14 protein-coding genes are annotated in these 12127 nt (G+C 43.3%); 6 read left to right on the forward strand and 8 right to left on the reverse strand.

Annotated features, from left to right (window positions below; translation table 11 throughout):
- Positions 1 to 216 precede the first annotated feature (216 nt).
- Complete coding sequence (locus ACSUPM_RS10365) at positions 217 to 984, forward strand: tRNA-(ms[2]io[6]A)-hydroxylase (protein ID WP_173239943.1); 768 nt, start codon at positions 217 to 219, stop codon at positions 982 to 984.
- 126 nt (positions 985 to 1110) lie between these two features.
- Here ACSUPM_RS10365 and ACSUPM_RS10370 read toward each other — a convergent pair whose 3' ends face one another.
- The 6 genes from ACSUPM_RS10370 to mtgA all read right to left on the reverse strand — a co-directional run bounded on the left by ACSUPM_RS10370 (position 1111) and on the right by mtgA (position 6219).
- Positions 1111 to 1317, reverse strand: a complete 207-nt coding sequence (locus tag ACSUPM_RS10370) for a hypothetical protein (RefSeq protein WP_160022521.1) — start codon at positions 1315 to 1317, stop codon at positions 1111 to 1113.
- 111 nt (positions 1318 to 1428) lie between these two features.
- On the reverse strand, positions 1429 to 1785 hold the full coding sequence (locus ACSUPM_RS10375) for a hypothetical protein (RefSeq protein ID WP_025651341.1): 357 nt from the start codon (positions 1783 to 1785) through the stop codon (positions 1429 to 1431).
- Positions 1786 to 1886: 101 nt separating this feature from the next.
- Positions 1887 to 2138 (reverse strand): hypothetical protein, encoded by a 252-nt coding sequence (locus ACSUPM_RS10380; protein ID WP_201566158.1) that lies wholly within the window; start codon positions 2136 to 2138, stop codon positions 1887 to 1889.
- Between the two features lie 69 nt (positions 2139 to 2207).
- A complete protein-coding gene (locus tag ACSUPM_RS10385) occupies positions 2208 to 2378 on the reverse strand; it encodes a hypothetical protein (protein ID WP_201566159.1) in 171 nt (56 codons plus the stop codon).
- 405 nt (positions 2379 to 2783) lie between these two features.
- Positions 2784 to 4958 (reverse strand): polyphosphate kinase 1, encoded by a 2175-nt coding sequence (gene ppk1, locus ACSUPM_RS10390; protein ID WP_227691678.1) that lies wholly within the window; start codon positions 4956 to 4958, stop codon positions 2784 to 2786.
- A 574-nt stretch (positions 4959 to 5532) separates the two neighbouring features.
- Entirely contained in the window at positions 5533 to 6219 is a 687-nt protein-coding gene (gene mtgA, locus ACSUPM_RS10395) for a monofunctional biosynthetic peptidoglycan transglycosylase (RefSeq protein ID WP_025651338.1), read from the reverse strand.
- 244 nt (positions 6220 to 6463) lie between these two features.
- Between mtgA and ACSUPM_RS10400 the strand changes: the two genes are divergently transcribed.
- The 5 genes from ACSUPM_RS10400 (at position 6464) to ACSUPM_RS10420 (ending at position 11216) form a co-directional block, all read left to right on the forward strand.
- Positions 6464 to 6736 carry a glutaredoxin family protein gene (locus ACSUPM_RS10400; RefSeq protein WP_227692037.1) on the forward strand — a complete coding sequence of 91 codons (273 nt, stop codon included), beginning with the start codon at positions 6464 to 6466 and terminating at the stop codon, positions 6734 to 6736.
- A 12-nt stretch (positions 6737 to 6748) separates the two neighbouring features.
- The gene (locus tag ACSUPM_RS10405; protein WP_436879916.1) at positions 6749 to 7978 is read left to right on the forward strand and encodes an alpha-hydroxy acid oxidase; all 1230 of its coding nucleotides are present in this window, start codon (positions 6749 to 6751) and stop codon (positions 7976 to 7978) included.
- Positions 7979 to 8109: 131 nt separating this feature from the next.
- Complete coding sequence (locus ACSUPM_RS10410; protein ID WP_201577202.1) at positions 8110 to 9108, forward strand: rhomboid family intramembrane serine protease; 999 nt, start codon at positions 8110 to 8112, stop codon at positions 9106 to 9108.
- Between the two features lie 115 nt (positions 9109 to 9223).
- Positions 9224 to 10036 carry a MipA/OmpV family protein gene (locus ACSUPM_RS10415; RefSeq protein WP_436879917.1) on the forward strand — a complete coding sequence of 271 codons (813 nt, stop codon included), beginning with the start codon at positions 9224 to 9226 and terminating at the stop codon, positions 10034 to 10036.
- A 295-nt stretch (positions 10037 to 10331) separates the two neighbouring features.
- Positions 10332 to 11216: a DMT family transporter gene (locus ACSUPM_RS10420; RefSeq protein WP_025651333.1), complete on the forward strand. Its 885-nt coding sequence runs from the start codon at positions 10332 to 10334 to the stop codon at positions 11214 to 11216.
- 5 nt (positions 11217 to 11221) lie between these two features.
- Here ACSUPM_RS10420 and ACSUPM_RS10425 read toward each other — a convergent pair whose 3' ends face one another.
- Together ACSUPM_RS10425 and ACSUPM_RS10430 are read right to left on the reverse strand one after the other, a co-directional pair.
- Positions 11222 to 11521: a HigA family addiction module antitoxin gene (locus ACSUPM_RS10425; RefSeq protein WP_025651332.1), complete on the reverse strand. Its 300-nt coding sequence runs from the start codon at positions 11519 to 11521 to the stop codon at positions 11222 to 11224.
- A 71-nt stretch (positions 11522 to 11592) separates the two neighbouring features.
- A complete protein-coding gene (locus tag ACSUPM_RS10430; protein ID WP_025651331.1) occupies positions 11593 to 11871 on the reverse strand; it encodes a type II toxin-antitoxin system RelE/ParE family toxin in 279 nt (92 codons plus the stop codon).
- Positions 11872 to 12127: the final 256 nt, after the last annotated feature.

Raw genomic sequence — 12127 nt, forward strand, 5'->3', positions numbered from 1 at the left:
AACGTCATTCACCAAGTAAATACTTAGGCTGTATAATAATGATACTCTATAAGCCACCTACTCTAGAGGCTTTAATCAATACTTTAGAGTTAGACCATTATACGTTCAGTATAAACTGTAAGTAATCATTACAGCATTCATTTATGCTTAACGGTTATCTATTTAACTTTTAATATTTGATTAAGAGATGTTGAACCTTCGACTATGGCAAAGACTATGAATAATGAAAATATGAAAATCAATAACAGTAATGACAAGGCTGTGAGCGACAGCCATACAGAAGAATACAAGATAGAAAAAGACGGTCTAACAGAGGAAAGTATGGAACCAGACAGTATCGATATCGCACAACTGCGCACCCCTATTAAGGTCGACTTATCTGTTGTCTATGATTTTTTGGGAGCGCGAACCACACAGGCTTGGGTGGAGGCTGCCAGCGCTGATGTGCCTTTAATCATCCAAGATCATGCCAATTGCGAAAAGAAAGCAGCCGGTACAGCGATGAATCTACTATTCCGCTATGAGTTTTCTTACGACTTACAGCGAAAATTGGCGCAGTTAATACGTGAGGAGATGCTGCACTATGAGCAAGTCCTAGGCATTATGAATGAGCGCGAGCAAGAGTGGGGATATCTGAGTGCGGGGCGTTATGCCAAAGGGTTGCTCAAGCATAAACGTACGCATGAGCCAGCAGCAATGGTTGATGTATTAATCATCGGGGCGTTTATCGAAGCGCGCTCTTGTGAGCGCTTTGCCGCGCTTGCTGAAGTCATCGATGATGAACGCTTAGCCAAGTACTACCGTTATCTATTAAAATCAGAGAGTCGCCATTTTGAGGATTATTTGGCACTGGCACAATCGCTATCTGACGACAATATCGATGAGCGTGTCGCATTCTTTAAAGAAGTAGAAGCAGAGTTGATATCCAGTCCTGACACTGAACTGCGTTTTCACAGTGGTACACCTGCTGAGCGCTTCAGCTGATAGCTTCTGTCAAATAAGCGCTATGCAAAGATACTCATATCGTATCCATAAAAAAGCCAACACTAGCGTCTTAAACCATGCCTAGCGTTAGCTTTTTTATTTGTCTGTACAGAATATAATGCTCAGTTATGACTGTTTCTTATCTTCCATAAGTGGACTGTCATACTGCTTGGTATTTTTTGCGACATTATGCGGATCATGATCATCAGTCTCTTGCTCTGCAGCGGCTGGATTTGCCTTTTGTAATGCATCATCAGGGACGATACCATTATTATCATCTGCATCTTTGAGCTGATGGTTATCATGGTTAACTGTATCATTAGACTTATTCATAACCGATCCTTATTATAATAACTGTCTTCCACATCGAGCATTCGATAACTTGACGATACTCATATTAATAATGCTCAGATTAATAATATTCAGAAATATCTTGCTAAGAAATCAGTCTTTTTCATCTGGATTTAATACACGAGTTTGAGCGTTATCAACGTTGGCATATCGATTCATATCCGTAATACCTTCACTTTTTGGCGCTTCACTGCCCACGGTATCTTCGTTAATATTGTCATCAAACGGACTGCTGCCCTGTTGATCACGGCGATCAGGCTGACGTGCAGGATTGTCATCGTCATTCACGTGCTCTGAGTCCACTACCTCTTCTTCGAAAGTGTCAGTACCTTTATTATGATTGGTATGGTTTTCAATATCAGTGTGCTGATTGGCTAAATTTTTACTCACTTCTTGAGGATTAGCACCGTCAATAGGGGTTCTGCTTAACGCGGGATCTTGAGGTTCCATGGTTATGTCCTTAATTGTTGTTTTAATTGGCTAACCAGTATCTATTGTCAGCACTTTATTTTTGATGATATACCCAGACTACATAAGTAGGTACACAATTATTAAATATTATTATTTTTACTCAAATCATGAGCATTGAGATCTGCCACGTTTTTCCCACCTGCTGGTAAGTTCTCTTCTTTACGTGGGTCGGAATATATCTCGTCTGTTTCCTGTGAGTCCTGCTCTGGTCCATCGATATCAGGTTCGTGTTTACGGCCTTCATAGCTGCCTTGAGGATTTTCTTGCGTCGTAACGGCTGGATCCTCTACAAGGAATTTTTCTTCAGTATTGTTTTTTTCTGGCATGGTCATGGCGTCTCCCTCGCATTATTTATTATCGTTATCTGATTAGTGCTTTGGACGTATGCTGCAAACACACTCTTATTTGTCAGTGCGTAGGTCATCCTCAATGAACGCTGTTTGCTCTTCTTCACTTAGTGATTTAGGCGCATCGACTTTTTTGTTGTCTTCTAGATTTTTCTCAATCTCTTGACCGTTTGCTTGCTCTGCTGCTTTTTTGATGTCTGAGGTATCATTGTTCGTCGTACTCATGATTTATTTCCTATTTTTATTGTTGACTGAATTTAAAGTTTCTCCGGTGCGGCATCATTATGTACTCAGCCACTTTTAGACAGTTGCTTTTGTTCAGTTACTTTTAGATAGATGAGTGATGAGGTTTTTGATAAAAATAATAAACTGCACCAGAACTGATATTAATTATAGGTAGGATACTGTGAGATTCACCAGTGTACTGCCGTATCAATATGTGAATAAATGTGAGGTTACAAGACAGTTTGTAACTTTGATGCGTTGTTAATACAAAAAAAACCAAGCACTAAGGCGTATCAGCGCTTGGTTAACTCATGACCATAATGATCGACGATATAAGGTACGGTGTTAGCAACCATTGTTTAACAACATCTTGTTTAAACGAGATGACGTTGAGCTTTGTCCAAATCAGTTGGACTCGTCGACACCATTGATCACTTTTAATAAGTGCTCTTGAGCAACGTGTGGCGTCTCACCTGCTGCTGGCTGAAGCTGCTGCCAAACGCCTGTGCCATCCAGTGTCCACGCTTGCGTGTTGTCTTGTAGATAGTTTAGTAGCCCATCCTGATAAATTTGCTTAAACAGCTTTTTGTTTTCAATCGGAAAGGCGACTTCGACGCGATGGAAGAGGTTACGATCCATCCAGTCAGCACTGCCGCAATACAAGCGCTCATCACCATCATTATAAAAGTAATAAATGCGTGTGTGCTCTAAAAAGCGCCCAATAACCGAGCGTACAGTGATGTTTTCAGACAAGCCTTTGACTTGGGGGCGCAGACAACACATGGAGCGCAAAATTAATTCTATTTTGACACCTGCCTGCGAGGCATCGTATAGCTTATCGATCAGGCGACGTTCCGTCAACGCATTAACTTTGATAATAATATGCGCGCGCTTGCCAGCCTTGGCATGGGCAATTTCATCATCGATAAAGCTCATTAACTTTTCGTGCAAGGTAAATGGCGCGTGCAACAGTTTTTTTAGATTGGCAGGCTTGCCCATACCCGTCAGTTCTTGGAAAATTTTGTGCACGTCTTCTGAGATGTCAGGGTCAGCGCTGAACAAGCCGTAGTCGGTATAGACTTTGGCATTGGCCGCATGATAGTTGCCGGTGCCTAAATGCACATAACGGCGAATGCGATCGTCTTCGCGGCGCACGATAAGCATCAGCTTGGCATGGGTCTTGTAGCCGACAATCCCATAGACCACTACTGCCCCAGCCTCTTGTAAAAAATTGGCGACGGCGATATTGGACGCTTCATCAAAACGGGCGCGTAGTTCGATGACAGCCGTGACTTCTTTGCCATTACGAGCCGCAGCAGCCAGTGCCTTGACGATCTCTGAATTGGTGCCTGAGCGGTACAATGTCTGCTTAATCGCCAATACTTTGGGATCGCTCGCCGCTTCCCAAAGCAGATTGATAATCGGTGAAAACGCATGAAAAGGATGATGTACCAAGACATCACCTTTGCGCATGGCAGAAAATATACTGGTACTCTTATCAAGCTTGTCCAGCTCACGGCGAAAGGGTTTTGGCACGATATGGGTAAAAGGCTGATAACGCAGCTTGGGTATGTTAAAGTCGAACAGCAAGCGCGTCAGGTTCACAGGGCCATTGACGCGGTACAGCTGATTGTCATGTAGCTCAAACTCATTAAGCAGGTAATCACTAATCGGTGTTGGGCAATCAGTCGTCACCTCGAGCCGCACTTTGTCACCAAAGCGGCGATTTTCAAGCTCGCCTTCTAGCGCCTTGGCAATATCATCGACATCATCGGCCAAGTCCAAGTCTGCGTTGCGCGTGAGTCGGAACTGATGGCAACCCGTGACATTCATACCGGGGAACAACTCGCCGATATGCTCATGAATGACAGCCGATAGCATGACATGGTGCTCTTTGCCACCGGTCAGCTCGTCTGGCAGACGAATCACGCGCGGCAGACTGCGCGGCGCTGGGACAATCGCCAGATTAATATCGCGACCAAAGGCATCTTTGCCTTCTAAAGTGGCGATAAAATTGAGGCTCTTATTAACCAATCTTGGAAACGGATGCGCCGGATCGATACTTATAGGGGTCAGCACTGGTGAGACTTGCTCAGTAAAATAGCGTTTCATCCATGCCGATTGCTCAGCATTCAGCTCGTCACGTTTTAGATAACGAATGTCTTCCTTGGCAAGCGCTGGCAAGATGTCTTCGTTTAAAATACGATATTGCTTATCAATCGCCTCATGGGTGACGGCGGATAACTCTGCCAACACTTCACTTGGGCGCATGCCATGCGGACTACTGACCACATCACCGAGGTTTAACTTTTGCATAATGCCAGCGACACGAATCTCAAAGAACTCGTCTATATTTGATGAAAAAATAATCAAGAAAAATAGGCGCTCAAGTAACGGATGACGAGAACTGGCGGCTTGCGCTAAGACCCGCAAATGAAACTGTAATAAGGACAGGTCACGATTGATATAACTGCTGGGTGAATAGCTACCATCTTCAGAGCGCTGCCATGCAATATCGGTCAGCTGCTGGCTCAGTTGCTGTATATTCAGCTCGTTAACAGTGGCATTATCGTTAGTCATGACACTTTTATTCTGATTATTAATATCCACCATACTGCCATCCCCTGTCATTATCGATATATCATCACTGATGTAATTTATTTTTACTGCCATTACCTATCTTTTTTTATGGCTAACTTCACTGTATCCGTAACTTTATTTAATCACTTATTTTAAACAAATTTATTTTGATACCTAGGGTCTGTTGAACATTCAAATGTGGCACTGGCAGTGGCTATTTTTTAGACAATACGCAGTGAAATGTTTGACGCCTAGTCGTTCTAGGTTAGACAATTTCGCCATGTATTGGCAAAAAACAGTCCTGCCCTGAAAGGCTGATACTAAAATCACCTCAAACGTTGTTGTAAACCTAGCTAAGGTCTCGACATTATCGTCGGTTTACGCCTAGTTTGGGACGATTTTAGCAATCAGCAGTCCTAATATTTGAATGTTCAACAGACCCTATATATAGTGGCGTTCATAATATAGTGACGTTCTATTATTGCAACCATATGACTATCAATCATGTCATGAGTTTATCGTACTACTTACCCTGCTATTTATCATTCAAAAAACTACTGTTAGTAAATACTCATTAAGCCGCTTGTGGCAAGACCGCATTCTTCATACGTTTTTTAATAATACGCTGTTTATTACGTAGGCGTCTATCACTGCGATTGTCTTCATAGTATTTAGGATTGGTCAGCATACTAATGAGTAGCGCGGATTCATCACGATTGAGATTGGCAGCAGATTTATCAAAATAATGGTGCGCCGCCGCATCGATACCATAGATGCCATTGCCAAACTCGGCGACATTTAGATAGGCGGTCAAGATACGCTGCTTGTCCCAAAATGTTTCGATCATCACGGTGATTACCGCTTCCTCGCCTTTACGAATATACGAGCGATGCGACGTCAAAAATAGATTTTTGGCCAGCTGCTGAGTAATGGTCGAGCCGCCAGCCGAGGTGGTGCCAGACTCCTCATTTTTTTTCATCGCCAGCTCGATGCCCTTTATGTCAAAGCCATTGTGTTGGCTAAACGTCGAGTCTTCGCTCACTATTGCCGCTTGCTTGGCTGATTTGGCGATGGCATCGTACTCAGCCCACGTCTGCGTGACCGTACCGCCGCTCAAGCGATGGGTAAGCATAAACATGCTGTTGTTAATTGGCTGCGTTTTCCAAATTAATAGCAGTCCTGCCACCAGCATATGAAATGCCACGACCAATAACATGAATGCCAATAACACTCGTTTCATAAATTTGCCAAAACTTGCCATGCGTGCGCTACCTGAGTGGATAAAAAGATAATAAGATAAAATTGAGAATCATAAACTGCAGCTCATCTTACCTAATCTCACAATCGCTGTCATTATTTACCCCATTTCTTTATCATGTCATAACGGCTAAGCCACATTGGTATGTCGGCTTAAAAACAGCACACAAGTATTTTGCGACAAGGCTTAACATAAGAGTAGAAACATGCATAATGATAATAATATAACCCTATTACGGAACCGCGTTATGGCAGCGTGCCCTGAGCTTAATGACTCTAAAAACCTCGATGAATGGTGGTTGCTTGGTACTTCTGGCTGTCATCTATGTGATGTCGCTGAGCAACTATTAACACAGTTTCGGGCGGTACAGCCACTTACCTACCAATATGTCGATATCGCTGACTTCGATGAGTCATTGATGATGGAATTTGCTACCAGCATTCCGGTGCTCCTGACAAAGACGCAGCGTCTAAATTATCCATTTTCAGTCATGGATTTACAGCAGTTATGGAATAGATAAGCGAGAGGGATAATGAAAAACTTGAGCCCAACTTTAAAAAAAGTCACCGAAATTGAAGATCTGCGCCGAGTCGCCGCGCGCAAAGTACCGCGCATGTTTTATGATTATGTCGATTCAGGCTCATGGACTGAGACCACTTATCGCAGCAACGAGACTGACTTCGATCGTATCAAATTGCGCCAGCGCGTCTTGGTCGATATGGACAACCGCAGTCTAGCGACAACGATGATTGGCGAATCAGCCAAGATGCCTGTCGCCATTGCGCCAACGGGATTCACAGGCATGATGTGGGCAGATGGTGAGATTCATGCCGCGCGGGCAGCTGAAAAGTTCGGTGTGCCCTTTTCATTATCGACCATGAGTATCTGCTCTATCGAAGACGTCGCTGAAAATACCAGTGCGCCGTTTTGGTTTCAGCTTTATGTCATGCGTGATCAGGACTTTATGGCCAATTTGATTCGCCGTGCCAAAGCAGCAAACTGTTCTGCGTTGATTTTGACTGCGGACTTACAGGTGCTGGGACAACGTCATAAAGACATCAAAAACGGTCTATCCGCACCGCCAAAACCCACATTGGCTAATATTTTAAATTTAATGACCAAGCCAGAATGGTGTCTTAATATGATCGGCACCAAGCGCCGTACCTTTGGCAATATCGTCGGTCATGCCAAAAATGTTGAAGATATCTCATCGCTGTCAGCGTGGACTGCAGAACAGTTTGACCCTCGCCTAAGTTGGGATGATGTGGCACGTATCAAAGACGCATGGGGCGGCAAGCTCATTATCAAAGGCATTATGGAGCCGGAAGATGCTATTTTAGCCGCGCGTAGCGGTGCGGACGCGCTAGTGGTCTCCAACCATGGCGGCCGTCAATTGGATGGAGCGCTGTCTTCTATCTCTGCGCTTTCTGACATTGTGCAGGCGGTCCATGCCGAAAACAGTGATATCGAGGTGTGGCTCGACAGCGGTATTCGCTCCGGTCAAGATGTACTAAAGGCTATCGCATTGGGCGCAAAAGGCTCGATGATCGGTCGCGCTTTTCTCTACGGATTGGGAGCGTATGGTGAAGACGGGGTGCGCCGCGCGCTTGAGCTTATCTATAACGAGTGCGATATTAGCATGGCGTTTTGTGGTCATACCGATATCAATCAAGTCACAGATAATATATTGGTCAAAGGAACGTATGAGCAGCTAAAATTGGCACCGCCTTATATCACTGATAATGCCACCCCTAGACGCTGATTGCTTTTTGCTTTTTTGCCGATGGCTTTTTAGGAGTGGCTTTTTAGGAGTGGCTTTTTAGGAGTGGCTTTCTTTATAGTGGCCTTACCCTTTATAATCGCCTTAATCTTTTTAATTGATACTCGGCTTTTATGACCATCCAACAGCTTTTAAAAACGGCACCCGTGACCACCCTGCTATTAGTCAGCTTTATCGGACTTTTTATTATGCAGGTGCTGACAGGCGTCGATGCCAATAACCCCTCGACTGAAGCGCTGCTAAAATGGGGCGCCAATGCGTTGCCTTTTACCATGACTGATGATCCATGGCGCTTGGTCAGCAGCGCGTTTTTGCATATTGGTTTGATGCATTTATTGTTTAATGGTTTTGCCATGTATTTTTTTGGGCAAATCGCCGAGCCGATGTTTGGCTCCGCTAAATTTTTGGCATTGTTTTTACTCGCGGCCATCGGTGGCAACTTACTGAATAGTTATGTGACGTGGCAGAGTATCTTGGATGGCACGGGGCAACCGGGGCTGTCGGCCGGTGCCTCTGGTGGTATCATGGGCATCGGTGCCGCTCTTTTGATAGCTGCGCTGTTTAAAATATCGGTCAATGGCTTAGTGCTCAATTTAAAAAGTCTGATATTGATTATGGGCATCAATTTAGTATACGGCTTTGCGGTGCCTGGCATTGACAATGCAGGACATATTGGCGGTGCGGTGACAGGATTGATCATTGCACTCGCCATCGGTATCGTTCATCGCCAACGTACGGCAGCCCTCATGCAGACGGTCGCTCTCAAACAGAGTCGTTATCAAGATAATATTCAAAACAACATTCAAAGCACCGCTCAAAATAACGAGCAAAGCAACATCCAAAACAATGAGCAAACCAGCTATATCGAGCAGCCAACGATGAGCAATATTAATTTGGATAATAATGCTCATTTTGATGACACTCGTGTAAACTTACCTATAAATATGAACGATAATCGTGCCGACATCATCGAGCAAAAGACAGCGGCCAAACCTGCCCTTATGTGGCAGCTGCTACCATGGCTGGTAATGTTGTTCATCAGCATTGGCTTTGTTTGGTGGTGGCAGGATATTCATCAGCAAATACTACAAGTGCTAAACGCTGTTGAATAAACGCTGACCCTTATCTTTGATCATTAACCTGCACACAGAAACAAACAGCTGATTTTAGCTTTCCTTATTCTTCTATGGTTACCCAGCTATTTTTACCTACTGACGAGACTTAATTATGTTTACACTTTCAGCGCTATCCGCTACCTCTACGCGCGTCTTGCTTAGCACTTTGACCGCCACTGCACTATTCAGTGTCGCTAGCATATCCAATGCCGCTTTTTTTAATAAAAACTTGCCGGCTGATCCAGATGCTGAGCTCAGCGTTGGCGTTAACGTCATGGCAGTCAACTCAGCCTATGACTTGGAAGACAGCACCGATATACGCGTATTGCCGGGTGTGTTTTATGACAACAATAAATTCTATGCACGCGGGGCGCAAGCGGGTGCTTATATCATTAATGATGGTACCAATCAGCTGTCTGCTTATGCGCAATTCGATGGTAATGAGTTCGATCCTGATGATGCCAGAGGCGCGCTTGCTGGTCTGGACGAGCGTAAATCCTCAGCTGCTGCTGGTCTGACTTATCAGCGCAATACCCCTGTCGGCGGCTTTCGTGCGCAAGTAGCGACTGATATTTTGGATCGTAGTGGCGGCAATACGGGGCGCTTGACTTATCTGGCCCGAATCACCAAAGACAAGCTGACGGTCTATCCAAGTATTGGCTTTGAATATCATGATGCTGACTACAATGAATACTACTATGGTGTCAGTGAAAAAGAGTCAGCAGAGACAGGCGTTGACGCTTATAAATCTAACTCAAGCCTGAATCCGTATATCAACATTAGCGCTAACTATGACTTTAATGAGCGCTGGGCAGGATTTGCCAACCAAAGCTTGAGCTATGTACCAAATGAGCAGTACGATAGCCCAATGGTCGACTCACGTACTGAAGCAGCGACGACACTTGGTTTGCTTTATAAGTTTTAAGATTTGAAATTTAAGGTTTAATAAGTTTAAGAAGTTTGATAAAAAAGCTGAGCATTTTGCTTGGCTTTTTTATTGCGTTAATTCGTTGATATGAGACACTAGCCTATATAGTTCGTACAAAATAAAAGTGTCATTTACTTTATCTGGATGCGAGGTTGATAGAAATTTTCTTGCTTGCTGTGCCTACGCAGACAGAGGCTGCGAAAGTTTCTATCAACCTCGCCATAACATTCTTAGAGTAAATTAACTATAAGATAAATTCCAGATTTGATTTTATATACAGGATTGCACCATTATGTTCCACGCTACCCTTTGGATGATTGGAGCACTCACTTCATTTTGTTTAATGGCCATTGGTGCTCGTGAGCTAAACGGTGAGATTGGTGTTTTTCAGATCTTATTCTTTCGAAGTATCGTCGGACTATTGGTATTATTGCCCATACTATCGTTATCAAGCTTTGCATCAAACGCTTCATCGAAAAAAGGTCGTTTTTCATTCCCCAAGCGTATTAAATTACACGTAGTCAGAAATCTATTTCATTTCGCGGGGCAATATGGCTGGTTCTTGGGCATAGGACTCCTGCCCTTGGCGACCGTTTTCGCTATCGAATTTACTGTCCCTTTTTGGACAATAATCATCTCGTATCTCTTCCTAAAAGAATCTATAACTGTAAAAAAGGTTATTGCCGTATTTTTAGGAATTCTTGGGGTAATCGTCATCGTACAACCCAGCTTAGATGTCGCTCACTATGCGTCACTTATCGTGTTGGGCGCTGCCATTTGTTATGCCTTTTCCCATGTGGCCACAAAATCACTCTCTAATACTGAAAGCCCAATCACCATTATTTTTATGATGTGTTTGATACAAGCACCTCTGGGGTTACTCTTATTTATAGAAGGGTGGACAGCGCCAGTAGGTATTCAGTGGCTATGGCTTGTCATCATAGGCATAACGGCACTATCGGCGCATTATTGTATGACCAAAGCCATGCAACATGCAGAGGTCACATTCGTGGTCACTATGGATATGTTCAGATTACCGCTCATCTCAATCATCGGTGTGCTTTTGTATTCTGAAAGCTTTAGTGCAGCTTTAATCATTGGTATGCTGCTGATAGTAACGGGTAACTCGTTAAATATATATTCTAGGAAAAAAGATAAAGGTAGTATTGCTCGATAGCGCAGTTAAGCATATTCAATAGGTTCAATATCATCTAAAAAATGTAAATCATCAGTCTCAACCAAACGCAGCTCATAAGTAGACTGCAGATTTAACCAAAACTGAGCGCTACCACCAAAATACTTGGCTAAACGCAGGGCAGTGTCTGCTGTAATGCCACGCCTCTCACGTATGATTTCATTAATACGTGCAGGTGTGACACCAAGCTTCAGCGCCAATGCATTGGCACTCATACCCAGCGGCTCAAGAAAATCCTCTCGTAATACTTCGCCCGGGTGAATGGGACGCATACCGTTTTTAGTCATAGTGTTTCTCTCTTCTATATTCTATATTCTATATTCTATATTCTATATCTTTGATAACATCTCTTATAAAATTAATGATAGTCCACAATTTCTACATCTATAGCGCCTTGATCTGTCCAAGTGAAACAAAGTCGCCATTGCACATTGATGCGAATACTGTGCTGACCTTCTCTATCACCACGTAAAGCTTCTAATCGGTTGCCAGGTGGAGCTTTCAAGTCTTCTAGCATAGTTGCATTATCTAGTAGTAGTAATTTACGTTCTGCAACATTTTTAATGGCTGACCAGCGCTTTGTTTTTCCAGCAGAAAAAAGAGTTTGAGTATCACTACATTTGAAATTAACAATCATACAAGTCTCGATACCCTTTATTTATGCTTTTAAAATAAGTTGTAGTGCTACTACTTATAGTATATCGATAATCGATAAACATCAATAATGATATGTAAACACACAGAGTATCGCTTTTCGCACCAATTAGGTGTTTTTCATTGAAGCAAGATTTAGCCCTAATTGTAGCGAAAAGCGGGATTAGCTCCCACACTAAACCTAAATACAAAAAAAAGACCTTGCCACATTAAATGACAAGGTCTTTTTAATTCTCTAT

It is taken from the genome of Psychrobacter okhotskensis, from assembly GCF_965638355.1.
Lineage (GTDB): Bacteria > Pseudomonadota > Gammaproteobacteria > Pseudomonadales > Moraxellaceae > Psychrobacter > Psychrobacter okhotskensis.

Excerpts from the sequence above, each read along its gene's own strand:
- ACSUPM_RS10365 (WP_173239943.1), top strand. The coding sequence starts at position 217 with ATGAATAATGAAAATATGAAAATCAATAACAGTAATGACAAGGCTGTG.
- ACSUPM_RS10370 (WP_160022521.1), bottom strand. The coding sequence starts at position 1,317 with ATGAATAAGTCTAATGATACAGTTAACCATGATAACCATCAGCTCAAA.
- ACSUPM_RS10375 (WP_025651341.1), bottom strand. The coding sequence starts at position 1,785 with ATGGAACCTCAAGATCCCGCGTTAAGCAGAACCCCTATTGACGGTGCT.
- ACSUPM_RS10380 (WP_201566158.1), bottom strand. The coding sequence starts at position 2,138 with ATGACCATGCCAGAAAAAAACAATACTGAAGAAAAATTCCTTGTAGAG.
- ACSUPM_RS10385 (WP_201566159.1), bottom strand. The coding sequence starts at position 2,378 with ATGAGTACGACGAACAATGATACCTCAGACATCAAAAAAGCAGCAGAG.
- ppk1 (WP_227691678.1), bottom strand. The coding sequence starts at position 4,958 with ATGACTAACGATAATGCCACTGTTAACGAGCTGAATATACAGCAACTG.
- mtgA (WP_025651338.1), bottom strand. The coding sequence starts at position 6,219 with ATGGCAAGTTTTGGCAAATTTATGAAACGAGTGTTATTGGCATTCATG.
- ACSUPM_RS10400 (WP_227692037.1), top strand. The coding sequence starts at position 6,464 with ATGGCAGCGTGCCCTGAGCTTAATGACTCTAAAAACCTCGATGAATGG.
- ACSUPM_RS10405 (WP_436879916.1), top strand. The coding sequence starts at position 6,749 with ATGAAAAACTTGAGCCCAACTTTAAAAAAAGTCACCGAAATTGAAGAT.
- ACSUPM_RS10410 (WP_201577202.1), top strand. The coding sequence starts at position 8,110 with ATGACCATCCAACAGCTTTTAAAAACGGCACCCGTGACCACCCTGCTA.
- ACSUPM_RS10415 (WP_436879917.1), top strand. The coding sequence starts at position 9,224 with ATGTTTACACTTTCAGCGCTATCCGCTACCTCTACGCGCGTCTTGCTT.
- ACSUPM_RS10420 (WP_025651333.1), top strand. The coding sequence starts at position 10,332 with ATGTTCCACGCTACCCTTTGGATGATTGGAGCACTCACTTCATTTTGT.
- ACSUPM_RS10425 (WP_025651332.1), bottom strand. The coding sequence starts at position 11,521 with ATGACTAAAAACGGTATGCGTCCCATTCACCCGGGCGAAGTATTACGA.
- ACSUPM_RS10430 (WP_025651331.1), bottom strand. The coding sequence starts at position 11,871 with ATGATTGTTAATTTCAAATGTAGTGATACTCAAACTCTTTTTTCTGCT.